The sequence below is a fragment of the Halomonas sp. MS1 genome (assembly GCF_024182575.1).
GTDB lineage: Bacteria > Pseudomonadota > Gammaproteobacteria > Pseudomonadales > Halomonadaceae > Vreelandella.
This window is the reverse complement of the sequence record NZ_CP098926.1, coordinates 2277456-2300261: the sequence shown is the minus strand read 5'-3', so window position 1 is coordinate 2300261 and position 22806 is coordinate 2277456. Positions and strand designations below refer to the sequence as shown.

24 protein-coding genes are annotated in these 22806 nt (G+C 53.7%); 20 read left to right on the top strand and 4 right to left on the bottom strand.

Features of this window, described 5'->3' with window-relative positions; translation table 11 throughout:
• The first annotated feature begins 14 nt into the window (after nt 1-14).
• The 3 genes from yajC (at nt 15) to secF (ending at nt 3335) form a co-directional block, all read left to right on the top strand.
• On the top strand, nt 15-341 hold the full coding sequence (gene yajC, locus NF683_RS10480; RefSeq protein ID WP_009722127.1) for a preprotein translocase subunit YajC: 327 nt from the start codon (nt 15-17) through the stop codon (nt 339-341).
• A 135-nt stretch (nt 342-476) separates the two neighbouring features.
• The gene (gene secD, locus NF683_RS10475) at nt 477-2330 is read left to right on the top strand and encodes a protein translocase subunit SecD (RefSeq protein ID WP_089039135.1); all 1854 of its coding nucleotides are present in this window, start codon (nt 477-479) and stop codon (nt 2328-2330) included.
• Nucleotides 2331-2408: 78 nt separating this feature from the next.
• Nucleotides 2409-3335, top strand: coding sequence for a protein translocase subunit SecF (gene secF / locus NF683_RS10470; RefSeq protein ID WP_038481479.1), 927 nt, complete (start codon nt 2409-2411; stop codon nt 3333-3335).
• A gap of 119 nt (nt 3336-3454) precedes the next feature.
• Here the strand turns inward: secF and NF683_RS10465 are convergent, their stop codons facing one another.
• Entirely contained in the window at nt 3455-4249 is a 795-nt protein-coding gene (locus NF683_RS10465) for an inositol monophosphatase family protein (protein WP_089039136.1), read from the bottom strand.
• A gap of 142 nt (nt 4250-4391) precedes the next feature.
• Between NF683_RS10465 and trmJ the strand changes: the two genes are divergently transcribed.
• The 15 genes from trmJ to NF683_RS10390 all read left to right on the top strand — a co-directional run bounded on the left by trmJ (nt 4392) and on the right by NF683_RS10390 (nt 18835).
• Complete coding sequence (gene trmJ / locus NF683_RS10460; RefSeq protein ID WP_253921851.1) at nt 4392-5138, top strand: tRNA (cytosine(32)/uridine(32)-2'-O)-methyltransferase TrmJ; 747 nt, start codon at nt 4392-4394, stop codon at nt 5136-5138.
• Nucleotides 5139-5307: 169 nt separating this feature from the next.
• Nucleotides 5308-6261, top strand: a complete 954-nt coding sequence (cysE, locus tag NF683_RS10455; protein ID WP_253921850.1) for a serine O-acetyltransferase — start codon at nt 5308-5310, stop codon at nt 6259-6261.
• A 76-nt stretch (nt 6262-6337) separates the two neighbouring features.
• Complete coding sequence (iscR, locus tag NF683_RS10450) at nt 6338-6805, top strand: Fe-S cluster assembly transcriptional regulator IscR (RefSeq protein WP_038481467.1); 468 nt, start codon at nt 6338-6340, stop codon at nt 6803-6805.
• A 31-nt stretch (nt 6806-6836) separates the two neighbouring features.
• Nucleotides 6837-8003 (top strand): aminotransferase class V-fold PLP-dependent enzyme, encoded by a 1167-nt coding sequence (locus tag NF683_RS10445; RefSeq protein ID WP_089039139.1) that lies wholly within the window; start codon nt 6837-6839, stop codon nt 8001-8003.
• 56 nt (nt 8004-8059) lie between these two features.
• Nucleotides 8060-8386, top strand: coding sequence for a HesB/IscA family protein (locus NF683_RS10440; RefSeq protein WP_038481461.1), 327 nt, complete (start codon nt 8060-8062; stop codon nt 8384-8386).
• 165 nt (nt 8387-8551) lie between these two features.
• Nucleotides 8552-8977, top strand: coding sequence for a nucleoside-diphosphate kinase (gene ndk / locus NF683_RS10435; RefSeq protein ID WP_038481458.1), 426 nt, complete (start codon nt 8552-8554; stop codon nt 8975-8977).
• 85 nt (nt 8978-9062) lie between these two features.
• A complete protein-coding gene (gene rlmN / locus NF683_RS10430) occupies nt 9063-10247 on the top strand; it encodes a 23S rRNA (adenine(2503)-C(2))-methyltransferase RlmN (RefSeq protein WP_089039140.1) in 1185 nt (394 codons plus the stop codon).
• Nucleotides 10248-10435: 188 nt separating this feature from the next.
• A complete protein-coding gene (pilW, locus tag NF683_RS10425) occupies nt 10436-11170 on the top strand; it encodes a type IV pilus biogenesis/stability protein PilW (protein ID WP_089039141.1) in 735 nt (244 codons plus the stop codon).
• A gap of 39 nt (nt 11171-11209) precedes the next feature.
• Nucleotides 11210-12205 carry a RodZ domain-containing protein gene (locus NF683_RS10420; protein WP_089039142.1) on the top strand — a complete coding sequence of 332 codons (996 nt, stop codon included), beginning with the start codon at nt 11210-11212 and terminating at the stop codon, nt 12203-12205.
• 8 nt (nt 12206-12213) lie between these two features.
• Nucleotides 12214-13329, top strand: a complete 1116-nt coding sequence (ispG, locus tag NF683_RS10415) for a flavodoxin-dependent (E)-4-hydroxy-3-methylbut-2-enyl-diphosphate synthase (RefSeq protein ID WP_089039143.1) — start codon at nt 12214-12216, stop codon at nt 13327-13329.
• Between the two features lie 87 nt (nt 13330-13416).
• Nucleotides 13417-14712 carry a histidine--tRNA ligase gene (gene hisS, locus NF683_RS10410; RefSeq protein WP_089039144.1) on the top strand — a complete coding sequence of 432 codons (1296 nt, stop codon included), beginning with the start codon at nt 13417-13419 and terminating at the stop codon, nt 14710-14712.
• Nucleotides 14713-14788: 76 nt separating this feature from the next.
• On the top strand, nt 14789-15448 hold the full coding sequence (locus NF683_RS10405) for a YfgM family protein (protein WP_089039145.1): 660 nt from the start codon (nt 14789-14791) through the stop codon (nt 15446-15448).
• Nucleotides 15445-16629 carry an outer membrane protein assembly factor BamB gene (gene bamB, locus NF683_RS10400; RefSeq protein WP_089039146.1) on the top strand — a complete coding sequence of 395 codons (1185 nt, stop codon included), beginning with the start codon at nt 15445-15447 and terminating at the stop codon, nt 16627-16629. Before NF683_RS10405 ends, bamB begins: the two co-directional genes overlap by 4 nt.
• Nucleotides 16626-18029: a ribosome biogenesis GTPase Der gene (gene der / locus NF683_RS10395; RefSeq protein WP_089039147.1), complete on the top strand. Its 1404-nt coding sequence runs from the start codon at nt 16626-16628 to the stop codon at nt 18027-18029. The genes bamB and der overlap by 4 nt, the downstream gene beginning before the upstream one ends.
• 191 nt (nt 18030-18220) lie before the next feature.
• Nucleotides 18221-18835: a hypothetical protein gene (locus NF683_RS10390; RefSeq protein WP_089039148.1), complete on the top strand. Its 615-nt coding sequence runs from the start codon at nt 18221-18223 to the stop codon at nt 18833-18835.
• Here the strand turns inward: NF683_RS10390 and NF683_RS10385 are convergent.
• The gene (locus NF683_RS10385; protein WP_253921849.1) at nt 18832-19710 is read right to left on the bottom strand and encodes an ATP-binding protein; all 879 of its coding nucleotides are present in this window, start codon (nt 19708-19710) and stop codon (nt 18832-18834) included. The genes NF683_RS10390 and NF683_RS10385 overlap by 4 nt on opposite strands.
• A 97-nt stretch (nt 19711-19807) precedes the next feature.
• Here NF683_RS10385 and NF683_RS10380 point away from each other — a divergent pair, with 97 nt between their 5' ends.
• Complete coding sequence (locus tag NF683_RS10380; RefSeq protein WP_253921848.1) at nt 19808-20611, top strand: M48 family metallopeptidase; 804 nt, start codon at nt 19808-19810, stop codon at nt 20609-20611.
• Between the two features lie 22 nt (nt 20612-20633).
• Nucleotides 20634-20891 (top strand): hypothetical protein, encoded by a 258-nt coding sequence (locus tag NF683_RS10375; protein ID WP_038481419.1) that lies wholly within the window; start codon nt 20634-20636, stop codon nt 20889-20891.
• Nucleotides 20892-20970: 79 nt separating this feature from the next.
• On the opposite strand, the gene aroE is transcribed toward NF683_RS10375, so the two are convergent.
• Nucleotides 20971-21798: a shikimate dehydrogenase gene (aroE, locus tag NF683_RS10370; protein ID WP_253921847.1), complete on the bottom strand. Its 828-nt coding sequence runs from the start codon at nt 21796-21798 to the stop codon at nt 20971-20973.
• Nucleotides 21799-21807: 9 nt separating this feature from the next.
• Nucleotides 21808-22740, bottom strand: a complete 933-nt coding sequence (gene hemF, locus NF683_RS10365; RefSeq protein ID WP_253921846.1) for an oxygen-dependent coproporphyrinogen oxidase — start codon at nt 22738-22740, stop codon at nt 21808-21810.
• Between the last annotated feature and the right edge of the window lie 66 nt (nt 22741-22806).

Below are 22806 nucleotides of genomic sequence, written 5' to 3'. Positions count from 1 at the left end.
AGGAGTTCTCTGCAATGCTGGATTTCTTCATCTCACCAGCCCATGCCCAAGAAGCCGCTGCCGGCGGTGGCATCGCGCAAATTGTTATGCTGGTTGGTTTTGTGCTGATTTTTTACTTCCTGCTGTGGCGCCCCCAGGCAAAGCGCGCTAAGCAGCACAAACAGCTGGTTACAGGCTTGGCCAAAGGCGATGAAGTCGTCATCGGTGGCGGCCTTGTTGGTCGTGTTACCAAAGTTAATGATGAGTTCCTAACGCTGGAAGTTTCTGAAGGCACCGAAGTTAACGTGCAGAAAAATGCCGTTGCTGCCGTACTTCCTAAAGGCACTATTAAGTCCATCTAACGCCTGCATCTCCCCCCTGCCGATCCAGTGCCAGCCACCCCGGCAGGGGTGACATGGTAGCCACGATGGTGAACTTTGCTGTGCGCGGTCTGTCCGTGCACAGCAATTCCGTTTGTAATTGAAGGCAGGGCTTGCATGCTCAACCGTTACCCCCTGTGGAAGTATCTGCTGATACTGGTCGTCCTGGTGGTTGGCCTTATCTATTCGCTTCCCAATTTATTCCCCGCAGATCCCGCCATCCAGGTTAGCGATGCCCAGGGCGACTCGCTGGATGAACGGCAAATATCCCGCGTTGAAGAAGCGCTCATTGATAGCGATATCGGCATTAAAGCCATTGAAGAAACGAATGGCCAATGGCTAATTCGCCTTCAGAGTGATGATGATCAGCTAGACGCCCGCGATATTGCCGCAGATGTATTGGGTAGTGACGCGACTGTCGCACTCAACCTCGCTGACGCCACCCCTGGTTGGCTGCAAGCCTTTTCCGCATCTCCCATGACACTGGGCCTCGATTTACGTGGAGGCGTGCACTTCTTACTCGAAGTAGATATGGATGCCGCCCTTACCCAGCGCTTGGAAGTGAATGCCAGCGCCATGCGTGAACTGCTACGTGGGGAGCGCATTCGCTATCGCAACACCACCATCGACGAGCGTTCACTTTCAATCGCCTTTGGCAGTGCAGAAGACCGCGATACTGCCCGGCGCTTGATCAGCCGCGACTTCCCTAATTTTGAATACAGCAATGAAGGCGATGGTCGTGCTTCCAACCTAGTCATGACGCTCAGCGACCAAACGGTTAACGAGATTCAGGACTATGCGATCAATCAAAACTTAACCACGCTACGCAACCGCGTTAACGAGTTGGGTGTCGCTGAGCCGATGGTTCAACGCCAAGGGCCTAGCCAAATCGTGGTTGAGCTGCCCGGCGTTCAAGATACCGTGGCTGCAAAGCGTATTGTGGGTGCAACGGCAAACCTAGAGTTTCGCCTGGAAGCTCGCAACGATACGCCTGACACGGAAACCGAACGTCTAGAATTCCGTAACGACCCTGCACGCTCGGCAGAGCTGATGCGCGATGTCATTATTACCGGTGATAGCGTATCCAGTGCCAGCAATAGCTTTGATGAAAATGGTCGTCCGCAGGTCAACATTAACTTGGACGGCACCGGCGGTACATTAATGAACCGCGCCACGCGAACCAACATCGGTCGCAATATGGCGGTATTGTTCATTGAACATAAAAGCGAAGATCGCGTAGAAATCGACCCCGAAACGGGCGAAGAAACGATTATTCGCGAGCCCTACGTCGAACGCGGCTTGATCAGCCTTGCTACCATCCAAAGTGCACTAGGTAACAGCTTCCGCATTACCGGCTTAGACTCACCGACTGAAGCTGCTGAGCTTGCTCTTCTGCTCCGCTCTGGTTCACTGGCCGCCCCTATCTACTTTGTCCAGGAACGCACCATTGGACCAAGCCTGGGTGCCGAAAACATTGAACGTGGCCTGCTATCAGTACAAATCGGCTTGTTACTGGTCGTGCTGTTTATGCTGGTGCGCTACAAAGTGTTTGGGGTATTTGCCAACATCGCCCTAGCGCTAAACCTAACGCTGCTCGTCGCGGTTATGTCGATGCTGGGCGCTACGTTAACACTACCAGGCATTGCCGGGATTGTGCTGACGCTAGGCATGGCAGTTGATGCCAACGTGCTGATATTCGAGCGTATACGCGAAGAATTGCGCAACGGCATGTCGATTCAGCAAGCAATCCATGCGGGCTACGAGCGCGCTTTCACTTCTATCGTGGATGCCAACATCACCACGCTGCTGGTAGCGGTGATTCTGTTCTCGATCGGTACCGGCCCAGTGAAAGGGTTTGCCGTTACGCTCTCCATTGGCATTTTGACATCCATGTTCACGGCACTACTGGTAACGCGCGCCATGGTCAACCTGACCTATGGCAGCAAGCCCGTCAAAAAGCTGTGGATTTAAACACATGGATCTAAATGGCATAGATTTGAAAAGCATGGATCTGAACCACGTGCTTAGCCCAGAATTTAAGAGGTGGTAATGAAACCCCTATCACAACTGCGAATCGACTTTATGGGGCGGCGCAACCTTGCGTTTATCGTCTCTGCCTTGATGCTAATCATCTCGATTGGCGCGATTATTTTTCAGCAGCTAAATCTCGGACTGGACTTCACCGGCGGCACCCTGGTGGAAGTGCGCTACGGCGCAGTCCCGTCCTTAGACGCGATTCGCCAATTGCTCGAAGACAGTGGTTTCCAAGACGTGTCGGTGCAAACGTTTGGCGCATCAACAGAAATACTTATCCGCATTCAGCAAGCGTTCGATGCGGATGTCGGTAACGATGTTGTCAGCCTGCTACGTGCCAATGGCGATAGCGTTAATCTTGTGCGGGCCGAATTTGTCGGTGCACAGGTAGGCGACCAACTTCGCGACCAAAGCGGCTTAGGCCTTCTAGTGGCATTGGGCGTGGTGATGCTTTACGTTGCCTTCCGCTTTCAATATAAGTTTGCTCTTGGTGCCCTGCTAGCCTTGCTGCACGATGTCATCATTGTTGTTGGCGTCTTCGCGCTGTTCAAGCTTGAGTTCGATCTAACAGTACTGGCAGCGATTTTGGCCGTTATCGGTTACTCGCTAAACGATACGATTGTTGTCTATGACCGTATCCGCGAGACCATTCGAACATCGCGTATTGATGATATGCCGCAAATCTTCAACGAAGCGATCAATGCCACCCTGTCCCGCACGCTCGCCACCTCTGGTACTACGGTACTGGTGTTGCTGGCGCTGCTGCTATTAGGCGGCGACATGATCGAGAACTTCGCTATTGCGCTGTTAATTGGCATCGTGGTGGGTACGTTCTCATCAATTTATATCTCAGGTGCGTTACTGATTCCGCTCAAGCTTTCACGGGAAGACCTTATCCCCACCAAGAAAGAGACGGACGAAGAGGAAGAAGAGCTGCCGTAAACCAGCAAAAGCAATCCGCAACAAAAAGGCTCTGCCGATAAAATCGACAGAGCCTTTTTAATGCGTGGTCATCGAGCAGACTGTATCAATCGCTTTTACCACTTACCATTTTTACGAACTTAAAAATGCGGTGCCAATTGTTTAATCAAGGCTTTGTACAAACGCGGGCCAGCGGCCATCAGCTGACCTTCAGCGGCCACTGTCGGCTTGCCGTCAGGCGTACCCATCAATGCACCGGCTTCTTTCAGCAATAGCGTTCCCACCTGCATATCTTGCTCTTCAAGTCCCAGAACAAAGACGCTGTCCACACGCCCACAGGCCAGCTCACAAATATCCAGCAGGCCGCTACCAGATGCCAACATGGCGTCTACTTGGGGGGCTAACTGCTGAGTAATGGTCAGGTAAGCTGGCAAATGGCTGGGGCGCAACCAGGTTTCTGGCAGGCTCATCGCTATCCGCGTACCGCTAATCGCGGTAGGTTTGCTTACACGCATGCGCTTATCGTTATGCTGAGCACCGCGGCCGCGGCTGGCGATATACTCATCGTCAGAAAACGGACAGATAATTACCGCGTGTTCGGGGCGATCTTTAACGAGACACACCACTGAGAGAGCAAAGCCCTTACCTGCCACCGCTAAATTGGAATAGCCGTGCATTGGTTCAATTTTCCAGACGATATCAGCGCCTTCGCCTTCACCCGCTTTATGGGGCGTATAGCGGCCACTGAAGCCGTGCAGGGGATACCCACGCTGCAGCTGCTGAACAATGGTGGCCTCTGCTTTGCGAGCGGTGTCTTCTAGCAAGCGGTCGAGGTTAAATTCATCGTGAGCATTTTCAATGCGTTCACGAACACGTAAAAAGTGTTCAACAGCGCCACGCGCAGCGCGCAGCGTAAATTGGACCATAGGATTCATGATCGGGCCTTGTCACAGTGATGTTAAAGAACGGAGGCAGTGGCAGGACTGCTTTGGCGGGCAATTCTAACAGAGCCCCCTCGGGCATGCTATCGACTCATGCTAAACTGCGCGTTTTCCGTACTTGATTACCGAGCCCATTATGCTTGAGCGCATCCGTATTGTTCTTATTGGCACTAGCCATCCTGGTAATATTGGCGGCGTCGCCCGCGCCATGCACAACATGGGCTTAGCCGATTTAGCCCTGGTGGCGCCGCGCTGTGAGGTGATTACCCAAGACAGCATTTCCCGCGCTTCGGGAGCCGACCACCTGCTGCATCAGGCAAAAGTCCACGCCTCTCTTGAAGACGCCGTTGCTGACTGCACGCTTGCTGTGGGCGCTAGCGCCCGTTCGCGCACGCTGCCCTGGCCAATGATTTCCCCACGCGAGCTGGCCGAGCGCCTGCCCAGCGAATGCCAGCCCGACAATGCGCGTGTCGCGCTGGTGTTTGGCCGCGAGGACAGCGGCTTAACCAATGCCGAGCTGCAGCGTTGTCATGCCCACGTGCATATTCCCACCAATGCAGATTTCAGCTCGCTAAACCTGGCTGCCGCCGTTCAGGTGATTGCCTATGAGTGCCGTATGGCATGGCTAAGCCAACAGGATAGCGCCAGCACCGCTGAAGAGCCGGATGATGCGCTGGCCACCCATGCCGAACTAGAGCGCTACTTTGAGCACTTGGAGCGCACGCTGATTGCCATTGAATTTCATGACCCCGCACAGCCGCGCCAACTGATGGCGAGATTGCGTCGCCTGTACCTACGTGCTCGTCCTGAAAAAATGGAGATGAATATTCTGCGTGGCATTCTTTCGGCAACCGAAAAAGCGACAGACAAACATCGTCCATAGCGCTGACCACCGCTGCGGCTTGGGCAACCGAAGCTTGAAGTCGTATCGGTGCGCCCCAACATCGTTTTTTTGAGCGCTGCATTGCACTAACTATATTTCAAGTACCATATTCCAAGCACCATATTCCAAGAGCTTATGATTACCGCCCTTTAACGCCCAAGGATCACCCATGTTTCAACGCCTGCGTGAAGACATTAATAGCGTATTCGACCGCGACCCAGCGGCACGTAACTCTCTTGAGGTGCTGACCAACTATCCCGGCCTGCACGCCCTGCTGCTTCACCGCTGCAGCCACTGGCTATGGAAGAAAAATTTTAAATGGTTGGCGCGAACGCTATCGACGTTTTCCCGCTGGCTGACCGGTATTGAGATTCACCCAGGCGCCACTATTGGCCGCCGTTTCTTTATTGATCACGGCATGGGCGTGGTGATTGGTGAAACAGCGCTAGTCGGCGATAACGTGACCCTTTATCAAGGCGTTACCTTAGGCGGCACCAGTTGGAATAAGGGTAAGCGTCACCCTACGCTAGAAGATGGTGTCATTGTTGGCGCTGGCGCTAAGATTCTTGGCCCGTTCACCGTTGGCGCAGGGGCTAAAATTGGCTCTAATGCCGTGGTCACCAAAGAAGTGCCATCCGGCGCTACCGTGGTGGGCATTCCTGGCAAAATCGTTAAACGCGCCGACCCCGATGTCGAGGAAGCGTTAGATGTTGACCCGGCTCGCCGCGAAGCGATTTGCCAAAAATTTGGCTTCGATGCTTACGGTGTTAGCCAGGATATGCCCGACCCTGTGGCACGTTCGATGCAGGCGATGCTGGATCACATGCACGCCGTGGATGAACGCATTGAACGTATGTGCTCGACACTGCGTCAATTAGATGCCAACTATCGCGACGGCCAACTCCCGGCTCTGCGCGATGAAGATTTCGCCGACATTCTTGATGAAAACGATACGGGCTGCCCAGGGGTTGGCAAACACAGTTCCGAGCCAAAAGCCGACCCCGAGGCGGGCGAGCCAGCAGCCGCCAGGACACAGCAAAGCGCTCCTGATTCAACGCCTAACTCGCCATCTGATGCAGCGGCTGATTCAACCTCTGACTCAACGACATCGCGCAATAGTTGACCAAAGCACTCAGGATTTCCATAATGGCGTTACATTTGCCGTAAGTGCGCTGAGGTTCAGCGTCGAGGTGCCTGTCATGCGCTTGACCACTAAAGGCCGTTACGCCGTTACCGCCATGCTCGATTTGGCGATAAATACCCCCCAAGGCCCGACCAGCTTGGGGGATATTTCTCAGCGTCAGGAAATTTCGCTCTCTTATCTTGAGCAACTATTTGCACGCCTGCGCCGAGCGGGCCTCGTTAGCAGCGTGCGTGGTCCTGGTGGCGGCTATTTGCTGGCTAAACCAGCCGAAGACATCAGCGTTTCCCAAGTGATTGATGCTGTTAATGAGACCGTGGATGCAACACGCTGCCAAGGGCTTTCAGACTGCCAACAAGGCGACACCTGCCTAACCCATCACCTGTGGTGTGATCTATCAGGGCAGATTCGTAACTTCCTTGATGACACCAGCCTTGCACAACTGATGCAGCGCCCCGATGTTATACGCATTGCCTCTCGGCAAAAGCAGCGCGTAGAAGCTGGCATTCTCGCCTCATCCCCTTAACGGCTTTCACTGCACGTTGGACTCTATGACGATGACCTCCACCCCTTCGCTGCCGATTTATTTGGACTATGCCGCGACCACGCCGGTCGATACCCGTGTGGCCGACGTCATGCAGCGCTATTTAACTGTTGATCAGCTGTTCGCCAACCCTGCCTCGCGCAGTCACATGCTGGGCTGGCAGGCGGAACAGGTGGTAGAGCAGGCTCGCCGTCAAGTCGCCGATACCATTAACGCAGACCCACGTGAAGTGGTTTGGACCAGCGGTGCCACTGAGGCCAACAATCTAGCGCTGATCGGCTACATGCGCGCCAATCGTGAGCGCGGCATGCATCTGGTAACGTCCACCATTGAGCATAAAGCGATAGTGGATACTGCCAACGCCCTGGAAAGCGAAGGTTTTGAAGTGACGTGGCTCACGCCTGGGCGAGACGGGCGTACCACCCCAGAACAGCTGCGTGCCGCCATGCGAGACGACACGGCACTCGTGTCATTAATGGCGGTCAATAACGAATTGGGTAGCATTAATGATATTGCCGCGCTGGCAGAGGTTGCCCATGAGTTCGGGGCTGTTTTTCATACTGATGCGGCCCAAGCTGTAGGACGTATTCCGTTAGATGTGGTGGCGCAACAAATTGATCTAATGTCGCTGTCTGGACATAAAGTTTATGGCCCCAAAGGCGTTGGTGCGCTTTACGTCAAACGCCATCCAGATATACGCATAGAAGCACTTATCCATGGTGGCGGCCACGAGCGAGGCATGCGCTCTGGCACACTTCCGACCCATCAAATTGCCGGCATGGGTGAAGCGTTTGCGCTAATGCAACACCATCACCAGGAAGATCAAGCTCATATCGCCCAGCTACACGCACGCTTCCTAAAAGGGCTAGAAGATGTTGATGGTGTCTTCGCCAACTCTCCGCTGGAAAATGCCGTTCCCAATATTTTAAACCTGGCATTTAAAGGGGTAGACGGTGAATCTCTATTGATGGCGCTGCGCGATGTTGCTGTGTCAACCGGGTCTGCTTGTAACTCTGCTAGCGTCGACCCTTCCTACGTTTTATTGGGAATCGGCACACCGCGCGCCCTTGCACTCTCATCGCTACGTTTTAGTTTTGGGCGTTTCACCACTGACGCCGACATTGATCATGCGCTGACACTACTGCGCCACGCGTTGAGCGGACTACGCTCAACGCGTTAAACGGCTGATGCCACATTTGGCAATCAACCTACCGACTTCTTGAAGGAGGACGCCCGATGGCAACTCTCAACATTACCCCCGCTGCTGCTCAGCAAATCCGTCACGTTCTCGACGAGCGTGGCCAGGGGCTTGGGCTGCGCGTTTCTGTAAAACCTAGCGGCTGCTCAGGCTATAGTTACGTACTCGACTTTGCCGATGACGTAAGCGATGACGAAATTCGCTTTGAAGAGCACGGCGCCAGCGTGTATATCGCGCCAGACGCGCTAGAAATACTCAACGGCAGTGAAGTGGACTATGTCAGCGAAGGGCTGAATCGCTTTTTCCGCTTCAACAATCCCAACGTAAAAGATGAGTGTGGCTGTGGCGAAAGCTTCACGGTCTAAACGTTTAGCGCTGCATCACCGGTATTCATCACCCCCTTGAGGCGCTATAATCGCGGCCACTCGGCAATCGGTAATGCACAGCAGCCCTGCCGACTCTTTTTTCCTGCGCCGCCTCGGCTTTCCGGGGCGGCACTTCTGCTTTATGCCTCTTAAGGAGATTCCACCATGGCAATTGAACGTACTCTTTCTATTATCAAGCCTGATGCCGTTGCTAAAAATGCGATTGGCGACATCATTTCTCGCTTTGAAAAAGCAGGCTTGAAAGTTGTTGCTGCGAAGATGGTTCATCTTTCTGAAGAAAAAGCAGGCGGTTTCTACGCCGAACACAAAGAGCGCCCTTTCTTTAAAGACCTTGTGGGCTTCATGACCTCTGGCCCGGTTGTTGTTCAGGTACTGGAAGGCGAAGGCGCTATCGCTAAAAACCGCGACCTGATGGGTGCTACTAACCCGAAAGAAGCGGCGCCCGGCACTATCCGCGCTGACTTTGCGGAAACAATCGACGCAAACGCTGTCCATGGTTCTGATTCTCCGGAAAGCGCTGAGCGCGAAATTAGCTACTTCTTCGGTAACGACGAAATTTGCCCGCGCTAAACCAAGCGTGCCGCCGATTCAACATCCGTTGCCGGCCATTTTCGCGGGGGCTATGCCCCCGCCTTTTCTCTGAACGCTGACCGCCATGACCACTACCGTAGCTCAACATACGCCTACCTCTCTCTCCTCGACCGAAAGCGAACCTGCCGCCACTAACGCGCCAGAGCGCCAGAACCTGCTGGGCATGTCTCGCGAGCAGATGGAGGACTTCTTTTTGTCGATTGGCGAAAAGAAGTTTCGCGCTGCCCAGCTAATGAAGTGGATTCACCAGGAAGGTAGCGATGATTTTGCTGCCATGACGAATCTATCCAAACCGCTGCGAGAAAAACTGGCTCGGCTGGCTGAGATTCGTGGCCCTGGCGTTGTCTATGAAGGTACCTCCAGCGACGGCACACGCAAGTGGGTCTTGGAAGTAGAAGATGGCAGCTACGTGGAAACGGTGCTGATTCCTGCGGAGAATGGCAAACGCCGAACGCTATGCGTCTCTTCCCAGGTAGGCTGCTCGTTAGACTGCAGTTTTTGCTCAACGGGCAAACAAGGCTTCCAGCGTAATCTGACCGCTGCCGAAATTATCGGCCAGGTTTGGGTCGCCCAGCGTAGCGTAGGCCCGCGCCGCGATACCGCTAATCGTCCGGTGACTAACGTAGTCATGATGGGCATGGGCGAGCCGCTGCTCAACTTTGATAACGTCGTGCCAGCAATGAAGCTGATGCTCGACGACAATGGCTATGGACTTTCCAAACGCCGCGTCACGCTTTCCACATCCGGCGTTGTGCCGATGATAGATAAGCTTGGCGATGAGATCGATGTAAGCTTAGCCATTTCGTTGCACGCTTCTACTGATGAGCTACGCAACGAGCTGGTACCGATTAACCGTAAATATAATATTCGCGCGCTGCTGGATGCCTGCCACCGTTATCTATCCAAATGCCCGGATAACCGTCAGGTTACCATCGAATATACGCTCATTAGAGATGTGAATGATCAGCAGGAACATGCTGAACAACTGGCGGCACTGCTAAAAGAGCTGCCCTGCAAAATCAACCTGATACCTTTCAACCCATTTCCTAATTCAGGCTACGAAAAGCCCTCACGTAACCAAGTGATGCGCTTTCAGCAATGGCTATACGACCTGGGTTATAACGCCACCGTACGCATCACGCGGGGCGATGATATCGACGCTGCTTGTGGCCAACTGGTAGGAAAGGTGAAAGACCGCACTAAGCGAAGTGCGCGCTATATTCAGTCTGTACAGCTTGATGCGGACTAAACCGCCGTTATCTTGACTTCCGTCGAGTGCGGCGCTTTGATGGACACGTTTTCAAACCGCCACAAGTGCAGCTCTATCGAATGACGATGCATCTGATGATCACTGCAAGATGGTTATTAGCAGAGAGTTATTAGAAGATAGTTATTAGAAGATTGTTATTAGCAGATAGCGACTACAAGAGGGTGTACATGATCGGTCACCGCTGGCGACGTTACCCATCCCGGGTTCACATGCTGTGCGTGCTAGTAAGCAGCATGTTGTTAGCTGGCTGTGCCACGTCAGGTAGCACGTCTTCTCAGGCTGACGATGACGCTGCAGACGCTTACACCCAACTAGGCGTTGCTTACCTAGAACGCGACAACCTAACCCGTGCGCTCAGCGCGCTTGATCGTGCGCTTGAAATTAATCCACGCAATGCCGAGGCACTTCAGGCGCTTGCGCTGGTCTATCAACAGCAGAGTGAAAATGAGCTTGCAAATCGCTATTTTCAGCAAGCGATTAACACCGCACCTTCTTTGACACGTGCGCGTAATAATTACGCGGCGTTTTTATATCAGCAGGGGCAGTTCAACGCCGCTTGCGAACAGTTAGAAATAGCATCTCACGATGCCCAATATGCCAATCGCGCCCAGCTATTTACTAACCTAGGGCAGTGCTATTTGGCAGCCGATAACATTGATGAAGCGCGCAAACGCTTATTGCGCGCAGTGAGCATTGATCCACGTAGCCCGCGTGGATATTTATTATTAGCCGAACTTGAAGCTTCACAGGGCAATTATGGTCAAGCCTGGGAGCCGCTGCAGCGCTATTTGCAGCTGGCCGGGCAAGATCCAGTCGCGTTGGAAATGGCGATCGATATCGCCCACGCCCGTGGTGATCACGCTGCGGCTGCGAACTACCAGCGCTTATTGAATATTGACTAACGGTGCCCTGACCACCTAATTATTGAAGGATGCTCAGCTATGAGCGATACACAATCATACGATAATGTTACGACCTCTAGCCCCATTGCCACACCCGGCGAGCTTCTCTCACGCCAACGCGAAGCACTCGGCGTACCGCTTACCGATGCCGCACGGGCGCTTAATTTACGCCCTGCGGTTGTCGACGGTTTAGAACAAGATAACTACGAAGAAATCCCTGTTGCCGCTTATCGCCGGGGCTATTTACGTGCTTATGCAAAATACCTGGGCATGGATGATCGTCTAGTACTTGAGGCCTACCAAGCTAACCATGGGAGTACAGAGACAGATCGTCGGGTGGCTCCAGTGTCAGTCACCCGGCCACCATCGCGTATTGGTGCATGGTTATTTAAGCTAGTCACCCTGCTAGTGATTGTTGCCTTGATTGCCGTCACGGTCATGTGGTGGCAAAGCCGTGGCGGCAGCGAACCCCCCAGCATGGGGAGCAATCCTTCACTAGAAGAAGGCGGCTCCAGCGATACGCCAGCCGACAATGCAACACCGACTGAACAAACGCTGGCAGCTACCCCTCAGTTGCCTAGCAACGCAACAGCACAACAAACCGGCACAGCCGAGGGAGTCGATGAGGGAGCGGCTAACGCCGCAACGGCTGCCATTGAGTCGGCATCAGAGTCGTCTACGTCTGCCGAAGGGGCAGAAGCTGCTGAGCTCACCGCTGCAGATACAGCTGAACAAGCGGACGCCGCCACTGACAGTGAAGACAACACGGTCGAAACAGCGCCCGCAACAAATCCAAACCTGCTTGAACTTACGTTTAACGAGCAGTCGTGGACTGAAATTTTTGATGCCAATAACCAGCGAGTGTTCGTTGGTCTGCAAACGCCTGGCACCACAGCAAGTGTTGAGGGCGAACCGCCTTTTCGTTTAACTATCGGCAATGCCACCGGCGTAGAGCTGCGCTATGAAGGCGAGGACGTTAACCTTGTCCAGCGCGCCGGTGCCAATAATGTTGCCCGCTTTACCCTGGGAGAGTGACCCGTCTTATGCACGCCCCTTCTCCGATTAAACGCCGCTTCTCGCGTCAAATTCACGTTGGCAATGTGGCTGTAGGTGGTGATGCACCTATTGCCGTTCAGAGCATGACCAACACAAATACGCTGGACGTCGATGCCACCGTGGCACAAATTCAGCAGTTAGAAAAAGCGGGAGCCGATATTGTCCGCGTTTCGGTACCCGATATGGACGCCGCTGAAAGTTTTGGCAAAATTAAGCAGCGTGTCGATGTCCCACTGGTGGCAGACATTCATTTTGACTACAAAATTGCCCTGCGTGTCGCCGAACTAGGTGTCGACTGCTTGCGTATTAATCCAGGTAACATTGGCCGAGAAGATCGCGTACGTGCGGTTGTTAATGCTGCCCGCGATAACGGCATACCGATTCGTATTGGCGTCAATGCCGGGTCGCTGGAAAAAGATCTACAGAAAAAGTATGGCGAGCCCACTCCCGCAGCGTTAGTGGAGTCGGCCATGCGCCATATTGATTACCTGGATCGCCTTGATTTCCAGGAATTTAAAGTCAGCGTCAAAGCCTCAGATGTGTTTATGGCGGTAGCCGCGTACCGCGACCTGGCTACCCGTATCGAGCAGCCACTCCATCTAGGCATTACCGAAGCCGGCGGCCTGCGCTCGGGTACGGTGAAGTCGTCGATTGGTCTTGGCATGCTGCTAATGGATGGCATTGGCGACACAATTCGCGTATCGCTCGCCGCCGATCCGGTGGAAGAAATTAAAGTCGGCTTTGACATGCTTAAAAGCCTAAGGCTGCGAGCCAAAGGCATTAATTTTATTGCCTGCCCTAGCTGCTCACGGCAAAATTTTGATGTTATTAGCACCATGAACCAGCTAGAAGAGCGGCTTGAAGACGTCATGACCCCACTGGACGTATCGGTGATTGGTTGCGTCGTTAATGGCCCAGGTGAAGCGAAAGAAACCGATATTGGTCTAACCGGCGGCTCCCCTGCCAACTTGGTGTACATCGATGGCAAACCCGCTAGCAAGCTGCGTAACGACCACTTGGTGGATGACCTTGAAAAGCTGATCCGCGATAAAGTACGCCAAAAACAGCAGCAAGAAGACGACATGATTGCGCGCAGCGTTTAAAAAAGCCGAGCAAGCGATACCCAACCTGGAGGCGGGCATAACCTTTTTTCCCCGCCCCAGTGTTGTCTCCCATACAAGGAGTTTTCATTGAGCAAGTCCGCCGCAAAAAAAATTCAAGCTATCCGTGGTATGAATGATTTATTGCCCAGCGAAAGCCCCCGCTGGCAATTTTTTGAAGCCAAGGTGCGTCAGTTGATGCATCGCTATGGCTTTGATGAAATCCGTACGCCCATTGTTGAACAAACGGCGCTATTTGCTCGCTCTATTGGTGAAGTCACCGATATTGTCGAAAAAGAGATGTATACGTTCGACGACCGCAACGGCGACAGCCTGACGCTGCGCCCCGAAGGTACGGCTAGCTGTGTACGGGCAGCGATGGAACATGGCTTGCTGCATAACCAAACGCAACGGTTGTGGTATCAGGGCCCAATGTTCCGCCACGAGCGTCCGCAAAAAGGCCGCTATCGTCAATTTCATCAGGTAGGCGTAGAAACGTACGGCTTTGATGGACCGGATATCGATGCAGAAGTCATTCTGCTTTCAGCGCGTCTATGGCAAGAGCTCGGCTTACTGGAGCATGTGACGCTAGAGCTTAACTCCCTAGGCTCCACAGAGGCGCGCGCGGCCTATCGCGACAAACTCGTCGCTTATTTTGACCAGCATCACGACGTCCTTGATGATGACTCTAAGCGCCGCCTCACCAGCAACCCACTGCGCATTTTGGATTCCAAGAATCCAGCGATGGCGGAAATGCTCAACGGTGCGCCGCAGTTGATGGATCATTTGGACGATGAGTCGCGGACACATTTTGAACAACTCAAAGCAATGCTGGATGCAGCAGGCATTGACTACGTTGTTAACCCACGCCTAGTACGCGGTCTTGATTACTACTGCCGCACGGTATTTGAGTGGACGACCACGGCCCTAGGCAGCCAAGGCACGGTATGTGCAGGCGGCCGCTACGATGGCCTGGTCGAACAACTAGGCGGAAAGCCCACGCCAGCGGTTGGTTTTGCCATGGGTATCGAGCGCTTAATATTGCTGCTGGAAACATTAGACCTGATTCCAGAAGAAGCGCTAGGTGGCTGCGATGTTTATCTGCTACCCATGGATGACAACGCTACTATTGTCGCCCTCACCCTGGCTGAAAAACTACGTAGTGAGCTGCCAACCCTTAGGCTGCAGTTACACTGTGGTGGCGGCAGTTTTAAAAGCCGTATGAAAAAAGCGGACAAAAGCAACGCACCGATTGCCGTCTTATTGGGCGAAGATGAGCTAGCAGAGCAAGCCGTAACGCTTAAGTTCCTGCGTGATGATCGCGAACAGTTGCGCGTATCTCAGGCTGAGCTCACCGCGACACTGCAAAACCTAGTGCCCCACTAACCTTACTGCCTACTCTCTGGCAGACGAACACTCGCCAGCCGCTCTTGCGGCTGAGCTAAAGAACAGGAGGCCGCCCGTGGCGGAGCTGAGAAGCGAAGAAGAACAGCTAGAGGTAATTAAACGCTGGTGGAAAGAGAACGGAACCTCTCTCATAGCAGGGGCTGTTCTTGCTGCGGCGGGTGTGTTTGGCTGGAATGCATGGCAAAACTATCAAGAAGGCCAAGCAGAAGCCGCCTCCGTGCGTTATCAGCAACTCGTCAACATGACCGCTGGTAACACTTTGGCAGATGATCAGTTAGCCAATGCCCGTGAGCTCATTGATGAAATCACCAGTGACCATGGCGACACCCTCTACGCAGAGTTAGCACAGCTGCTGGAAGCACGTTTAGCCGTTCAACAGGGTGATCTTGATGCAGCGAAAAGCGCGCTTGAGAACGTGGCTAGCGACTCCTCTCGCCGCTATGTGCAAAGCCTTGCATGGCTGAGATTAGCGCGCATTGAGATTGCAAACGGCAATCCACAAGCCGCCCTGAGTTTGTTAGATAAGTCGATTAGCGATGCTCTGGCAGCTCAACAGGCCAACGTGCGCGGCGACGCTTACGCTGCGTTAGACCAAACAGAACAAGCGCGAGACGCTTGGCAAACTGCGCTAGAACTGGCTCAAACCCAGAATCAGCCGCTTTACGGCGTACAGTTCAAGCTTGATGATCTCGGCGTCGAAGAGGTGACACAATGATCATGACCAGTCTTCCCAAATCGCTATTTTCAAAGCCTTCTGTGCGCATTACCGTCGGAGCCGTGGCACTCGCCTTGCTAGCAGGCTGTGCCAGTAAAGGCGAACCGGCTGACTCGCCTAAAGAGCTGCGTAGTTTTACAGCAACTTCAACGCTTAATGAGGTATGGGACAGAGACGTAGGCGATGGTCTTGGTCGTGCCCGTTACCCCATTGCTCCGGCTCGTGAAGGCGACAGCGTATTTGCTGCGGATGCCAATGGATTGGTCGCCGCCTTTAACGCCAATAACGGCAACCGCGAGTGGGAAATCGAGCTGGATACGCCTATTTCAAGCGCGCTTAACGCCATTGCAGGTCAAGTCTATTTAGGCACCCGTAACGGTGAAGTTATTTCCCTGGATCAGCGCGACGGTAGTGTCAATTGGCGCTCACGGGTCTCCAGTGAAGTGCTGGCAGCACCTCAAGCGAATCAACAGCTACTACTGGTGCAGAGCGTTGACGGCCAAATCACCGCACTCGACCGTGTCACTGGCGAGGAGCGTTGGGTATATGCCAGCTCACAACCGTCGCTCACCCTTCGTGGTACCGGCACGCCAATGGTCATTGATCCTGTAAGCTTTGTTGGCTTTGCTAACGGACGACTAGCAACATTAGACAATCGCAATGGCCAACCACTGTGGGAGTTACAAATTGCGACTCCCCGCGGACGTAGCGACGTCGACAGGTTGGTTGATCTTGCCGGTCAGCCGGTAGTAACGCCTGATGGTCGACTTTTCGTTACTAGCTATAACGGTAGCGTTGTCGCTTTAGAAGCAACCCGCGGTGGCGTTCTATGGGAAAGCAACTTATCTAGCCGCCATACGCCTATTTTGGTAGGTAACATTCTGCTAGTGGTCACTGATGATAGCCACGTCGTTGGCCTGAATGCCGACAACGGACAGGAAGTGTGGCGTAACGATGACTTGGAAGACCGCCGGTTAACAGCACCTGCGTTTGCAGATGGCCGCGTGGTCGTCGGTGACTTCGAAGGCTACGTTCATCTACTTGATGCCCGCGAAGGCACGTTAGTAGGCCGTACGCGCGTGCACAAATCTGGCATTAGCGTGCGTCCTGCCACTGAAGGCAGCACCATTCATGTCCAGGCCAATAATGGTCGCCTGGAAACCCTGGAAGTAACCCCATGACACCCGTCATTGCTTTAGTCGGTCGGCCCAATGTGGGCAAATCGACGTTGTTTAACCGCCTAACCCGCTCACGCGATGCGCTCGTAGCGGACTTTCCTGGCCTTACCCGAGACCGTAAATACGGGAACGGAATGCTAGGCGGCAAAGCGTATACGGTGATTGATACCGGCGGCATCAGCGGTGACGAAGAAGGGATTGATGCGGCAATGGCCGAGCAGTCCCTGGCCGCCATTGATGAAGCCGATATTGTACTGTTTCTAGTAGACGCGCGCGCAGGGCTTAACGTGGCTGATGAAGCCATTGCGAACCATCTGCGCGTTAATCAGAAAAAAACCTGGCTGGTGGTCAACAAAACCGATGGTTTGGAAGAGCATTCGGCCATGGCCGACTTCTGGACTTTAGGGCTTGGCGACCCATGGCCGATTGCTGCCGCCCATGGCCGCAATGTCTCACTGCTCATTGACACAGTGTTGGAGCCGTTTCCAGAACGCGATCCTAGTATTCCTGGGGACACGGGCACCAAAGGCATTCGTATCGGTGTTATTGGCCGTCCCAACGTGGGTAAATCCACATTGGTTAATCGGCTGTTGGGCGAAGAGCGCGTTGTTGTATTCGATGAGGCGGGCACTACCCGCGATGCGATTGAAATCCCGTTCGAGCGTCGTGGTAAGCCCTACGTATTGGTTGATACTGCGGGTATTCGGCGGCGTAAGAACGTGCGCGAGATTGCTGAAAAGTTTTCCATTATCAAAACCCTGGATGCGATCAAAGAGTGTCACGTCGCCGTGATGGTACTCGATGCGCGCAGCGGTTTAGTTGAGCAAGATCTCCACCTGCTTGATTACGTGCTAACCACTGGCCGCGCGCTGGTGCTGGCCATCAATAAGTGGGATGGACTGGAAAGCGACGCAAAAGAGAAAATGCGCGCAGAAATTAAGCGCCGCCTGGGCTTTGCTGAGTATGCCGAGATGCATTTTATCTCCGCCCTACACGGCACCGCTGTGGGTGACCTTTATCCTTCGATCGAACGAGCTTTCAATGCCGCAAACGCTCACTGGTCGACCAACCGATTGACCACTCTGCTTCAAGATGCGGTCAGCCAGCACCCGCCGCCCATGGTTAACGGCCGGCGTATCAAACTGCGCATGGCACACCAAGGTGGTAGCAACCCGCCTATCATCGTAGTGCATGGCAATCAGACTGAATCACTGCCGGAAGCCTATCGCCGCTATCTAACCAACACCTTCCGTAAAGTGTTGAAGGTTCGCGGTACGCCAATGCGCTTTGAGTTCCGTTCGGGTAGCAATCCGTTTGACCACATGGCAGGGGCAAGCGATAAAGAGAAAGCCAAAAAACGCGAGCTCAACCGTACTAAAGAAGCACGTAAAAGCCGCCGTTAATGCTAGCTCATTGATCTATCAAACGCCTGCTGACCTTCATCAGCAGGCGTTTTGGTTGATGGCCCCCATTATCGAGTAATTTTGCTTGACTGCTATCCGCACTAGCCCTCAAATAGCCGCGTTTTTCGGCAATCGCCTCTCTGACATTTTGCACCTCTGAACCTTTGCCCTTCTTAGGAGAGATATTATTAATGCACTACGCAATTAAACGCGGGCGCGGCTTGCTCTTGCTGCTGATGGCAAGCTTGCTAGCAGGTTGCCTTGCCCTGCCCCAAACAGGCTTATTTGCCTTTCGCTTGGCGGTAACATCGCTGGGCATTGAAGAGGTGCGTATTGGCCCTTATAACGTGCAAGCAGGGCTTGATACTAGCGACCTGACAAGTTTGCTTGCGTCTAGCCTTGGCGCTGGCAGCTTGCCCGTTCAGGCCACCTTAGCGATGGGCCTTGGATTACCTACCGGTATGCCCGCTGTTGAGATGTCGGGTTTCCGTTGGATGCTCGATATGCCGGGGGTCGATCCAGTGCAAGGCCAATATCAAGAGGATGTAACACTAACATCAGGGGCAGACTCAACGTTACGTCTACCGGTATCGTTTGACATCCTGGCTACCGACACCCAGCGCATGATGCCAATGCTAGAACTCGCCAGTCAGTTAGCCACCCAGGGCTCACTACCGCCTGGCAGTGAGCTTTCTATCACGCCAGGAGACCTGCGTGGACTGGGTATGACATTACCTGCAGGGCTTTTAACGCCGACCATTCGCCTGAACGTAGGCGCCGACGGCCAGTTAACGCCTGTGCGTTAAGCCTGACGACTTCCTCCATGAAGCCGTTTGCGGCCCACCCACTGGGCTGCAAACTGCCAAGCCGTTCGGCCACTACGCCCTCCTCTTAGTGTTGCAAAACGAACCGCTTCTGCCCGTGCGGCCTCGCTCCAATCCTGCTTATCACCAATACGAGCCACCCAGTGCTCACAGACCTCTAAGTAAGTCGCTTGGCTGAAAGGATGAAAACCTAACCATAAGCCGAAGCGATCCGACAACGAGATCTTTTCCTCAACAGCGTCACCGTGATGTAGCTCTTCACCCACGAGACGCGTACCGCTATTGTCGTCCATGGATTCCGGCAGTAAATGGCGGCGGTTAGAAGTGGCATACAACAAGACGTTTTCCGGCGGCCCCGTTAAGGCGCCGTCTAAGACGCTTTTTAGCGCCTTGTAAGCATCATCATTACCTTCAAATGAAAGATCGTCGCAATACACCACGAAACGATGCGGCGTATCGCGCAGTTGTTCTACCAATATCGGCAGACTACCCAAATCGTGGCGATCCACTTGAATCAAGCGCAGCCCATCATTCGCCAACGAGTTAAGCAGCGCACGAATCACCGATGATTTCCCGCTGCCACGTGATCCCCACAGCAAACCATGGTTGGCGGGTAGCCCCTGCAAAAATGCACGGGTGTTATCGACTAACGCTAATTTTTGACGCTCGATGCCTAACAGATCATCCAGTGTCATCGTGTCGCGCGGTGGCACGGGAACCAAGCGACCACCTAACGGATGGCGCTGCCAAATAGCCGCCACATGCTTGTCCCAATCCACCTGGGTCGGTACAGGCGGCAACCAATGTTCTACGTGGTCCAGCAACCGCGTTAAGCGGTGGCTCAATTCAGCATCCATGATTGTCCTCAGAGTGCGTTATGATATGAGTTGATTTACCACTGACAGTGGTTATCTTGTGTGCAAAGATCCCTACTCGTCTATAAGGAAACCGCTTATGCGCTGGCTTCGCCCCCTGGCTGTTGCTGCACTGTGTGCTTCTGTCGCAGCATGCTCCACGTCACCTACCGGCCGCTCTCAGTTGCTGCTGCTTTCAGATGATCAGCTTAATCAAATGGGCCAGCAAGCCTTTGCGCAGTATCAACAAGATATTCCCACCGCAGGTCAGGCAAGCCACCGCTATGTACAGTGCATCGCAGATGCCATTGTAGAAGTATTGCCAGCCGAACAGCGTAATCTTGATTGGCAAATCCGTGTCTTTGAATCTGAACAGCCCAACGCCTTTGCGCTGCCCGGTGGCTACATGGGTGTGAATACGGGCATGCTTGATATCGCCACCAATCAAAACCAGCTTGCCTCGGTTGTCGGCCACGAAATTGGTCACGTCATTGCGAATCATGCCAACGAACGCGCCTCAACAAAAAGCGCAACGTCACTTGGTTTATCGGTGCTTGCCAGCACCTCAGGCATGCAAACTCCTGGTGGCCAACAGCTAATGGGGGTACTGGGGATGGGAGCGGAATACGGAATTGCGCTGCCATTCTCCCGTAGTCATGAAAGTGAAGCCGATGTTATCGGTCTCCAGTTGATGGCTCAGGCAGGTTTTGACCCACGAGAAAGCGTTACCGTTTGGGAAAATATGCAGGCGGCCTCCGGCGGTGGCGCCCCACCCGCCTGGATGTCGACGCACCCAAGTGAAGGCCAGCGTATCGAAGGGCTTCAAGCCAGCATGAATAACGCCATGGCAAGCTACGAGCAGGCACGCAATAACGGCCGCACCCCCAACTGCCCACGCCCCTAAGTACCTTAATATTGAGGTTTGAATGATTCGACTTGGTTTATTGCTGCTTGTCTTACCGATTTTAGTGTTACTGGGCGTCTATTTCTGGGAACTTGGTGACGTACGCGCTTGCCAGCTCGACGGGGGGCACTGGGACTACCTGACAAATGCGTGCCGTGACACGCCGCAGCCCTTTGTATCGTGGCTTGAACGCTCACCGCTACTGGTCAACGGTGGCATGCTGGTCTCTGTGGTTGGTCTTGTTATGTGCATGATTGGCTTTTACACCAAATCTCGCTAAACACGCGAGAACAACCAGCATTAACCAATAAAGGCAGCCGCAATGGCTGCCTTTTCTTTGTTGAGCAATCGAAAGCTAGCTAGTCACTGGCGACGTTCAACGATTGCCTTAATAGTGTACGCACCGGGGCTGTTGCGGGCCGCACGTTACGCCATAAAAAGAAAGATTCAGCAGCTTGTTCAACCAGCATACCCAGGCCATCGAGCAACTTGGCGCCGCGTGGCCCTGCCCACTGCAAAAACACCGTGGGTTCCGAGCCATACATCATGTCGTAGGCCCAAGCACCCTGGTTAAATAAGTTATCCGGCAGCGGCGGCAAATCACCCGTAAGGCTAGCGCTGGTGCCATTGATCACCAAATCAAACTGGCCTTCTAACGTCTCAAATCCACCGCCATGAAGAGTGCCTAAGTCGGCAAATGCGTCTGCTAATTGGACGGCTTTTTCCGCCGTTCGATTGACGATAACAACGTCACGAGGTTGCTCGGCAAGCAACGGCTCAAGCACGCCACGCACTGCACCACCGGCACCGATCACCAGCACGCGTTTATCCTTAATGGGTACGTGATGGTATCCAAGGTCACGCACAAGTCCAATGCCATCCGTGGTGTCACCGTAAGTACGGCCATTGCCGCCGACAATTAGTGTATTCACTGCCTGAGCACGCTTGGCACGGTGGCTCAGGGTATCGCACAGCGCAAAGGCATCGCCTTTGAACGGGACGGTCACGTTCGCCCCTCGGCCACCCGCTGCCACAAACTCTCGCCAGGCACTGGCAAAACCTTCCACCGGTGCAAGTTCGGCGGTATAGGTCATAGGTTGCTGAGTTTGGCTAGCAAACTCTTCGTGAATTAATGGCGACTTAGAGTGCTTAATCGGGTTTCCAAACACGCAGTAACGGTCGGTCATACAGGCTCCTTACACTTTACCCAACTGGGTGGCTTCGGCTAGCCAGTCGCGTGGTACCAAGTAGTCGTGCAATTTAGCCTCTCGGCTGCCCTCGGGCGGTGTAAATGCGTACTCCCAACGGGCTAGCGGCGGCATCGACATCAAGATGGATTCGGTGCGCCCGCCGCTTTGCAAGCCAAACAGAGTGCCCCTATCCCACACTAAGTTAAATTCTACATAGCGGCCGCGGCGATAAAGCTGAAAATCACGCTCTTTTTCACCCCAGGCATCACCCTTACGGCGCTCTACAATCGGTACGTAGGCGTCCAGAAAGCTATCGCCCACCGCACGCTGAAAAGCAAAACAGTCGTCGAAACTGCCTTCATTTAAATCATCGAAAAACAGCCCACCAACACCACGTGTCTCGTCGCGATGCTTAAGATAGAAATACTCATCGCACCACGCTTTGTAGCGCGGATATACCTCTTCGCCAAATGGCACACAGGCAGCCTGGGCAACCCGATGCCAGTGCACAACATCTTCAAACACCGGGTAGTAAGGCGTTAGATCAAAGCCGCCACCAAACCACCATACCGGCGCCTCACCCTGTTTTTCAGCGATAAAAAAGCGCACGTTTCCATGACTTGTCGGCACATTAGGATTTTCAGGATGGAGCACCCAGGAAACACCCACCGCATGAAAGCTGCGTCCGGCTAGTTCCGGTCGTGCAGCCGTCGCCGAGGGGGGCAACTGAGCCCCGTAAACATGCGAGAAATTAACACCACCTTTTTCGAAAACAGCGCCTTCTTCGATGACCCTTGAACGTCCGCCACCGCCTTCTTCACGCTGCCAGCTATCTTCTTTAAATGTCGCTTTTCCATCAGCAGCGGCAAGCCCGGCGCACAACCGCTCCTGTAGATCCAGAAGGTAATGTTTAACGTCGTCTAGGTGCTCGTGAGCCACAGTAACTCCAAAGAGGTTGGGTATAAGTGTGATTGGTAAGTAGTCAACGGCAGAGACAGCTCAAGG

Coding starts and splice junctions, on each gene's coding strand:
- yajC (WP_009722127.1), top strand. CDS start 15: ATGCTGGATTTCTTCATCTCACCAGCCCATGCCCAAGAAGCCGCTGCC.
- secD (WP_089039135.1), top strand. CDS start 477: ATGCTCAACCGTTACCCCCTGTGGAAGTATCTGCTGATACTGGTCGTC.
- secF (WP_038481479.1), top strand. CDS start 2,409: ATGAAACCCCTATCACAACTGCGAATCGACTTTATGGGGCGGCGCAAC.
- NF683_RS10465 (WP_089039136.1), bottom strand. CDS start 4,249: ATGAATCCTATGGTCCAATTTACGCTGCGCGCTGCGCGTGGCGCTGTT.
- trmJ (WP_253921851.1), top strand. CDS start 4,392: ATGCTTGAGCGCATCCGTATTGTTCTTATTGGCACTAGCCATCCTGGT.
- cysE (WP_253921850.1), top strand. CDS start 5,308: ATGTTTCAACGCCTGCGTGAAGACATTAATAGCGTATTCGACCGCGAC.
- iscR (WP_038481467.1), top strand. CDS start 6,338: ATGCGCTTGACCACTAAAGGCCGTTACGCCGTTACCGCCATGCTCGAT.
- NF683_RS10445 (WP_089039139.1), top strand. CDS start 6,837: ATGACCTCCACCCCTTCGCTGCCGATTTATTTGGACTATGCCGCGACC.
- NF683_RS10440 (WP_038481461.1), top strand. CDS start 8,060: ATGGCAACTCTCAACATTACCCCCGCTGCTGCTCAGCAAATCCGTCAC.
- ndk (WP_038481458.1), top strand. CDS start 8,552: ATGGCAATTGAACGTACTCTTTCTATTATCAAGCCTGATGCCGTTGCT.
- rlmN (WP_089039140.1), top strand. CDS start 9,063: ATGACCACTACCGTAGCTCAACATACGCCTACCTCTCTCTCCTCGACC.
- pilW (WP_089039141.1), top strand. CDS start 10,436: ATGATCGGTCACCGCTGGCGACGTTACCCATCCCGGGTTCACATGCTG.
- NF683_RS10420 (WP_089039142.1), top strand. CDS start 11,210: ATGAGCGATACACAATCATACGATAATGTTACGACCTCTAGCCCCATT.
- ispG (WP_089039143.1), top strand. CDS start 12,214: ATGCACGCCCCTTCTCCGATTAAACGCCGCTTCTCGCGTCAAATTCAC.
- bamB (WP_089039146.1), top strand. CDS start 15,445: ATGATCATGACCAGTCTTCCCAAATCGCTATTTTCAAAGCCTTCTGTG.
- der (WP_089039147.1), top strand. CDS start 16,626: ATGACACCCGTCATTGCTTTAGTCGGTCGGCCCAATGTGGGCAAATCG.
- NF683_RS10390 (WP_089039148.1), top strand. CDS start 18,221: ATGCACTACGCAATTAAACGCGGGCGCGGCTTGCTCTTGCTGCTGATG.
- NF683_RS10385 (WP_253921849.1), bottom strand. CDS start 19,710: ATGGATGCTGAATTGAGCCACCGCTTAACGCGGTTGCTGGACCACGTA.
- NF683_RS10380 (WP_253921848.1), top strand. CDS start 19,808: ATGCGCTGGCTTCGCCCCCTGGCTGTTGCTGCACTGTGTGCTTCTGTC.
- NF683_RS10375 (WP_038481419.1), top strand. CDS start 20,634: ATGATTCGACTTGGTTTATTGCTGCTTGTCTTACCGATTTTAGTGTTA.
- aroE (WP_253921847.1), bottom strand. CDS start 21,798: ATGACCGACCGTTACTGCGTGTTTGGAAACCCGATTAAGCACTCTAAG.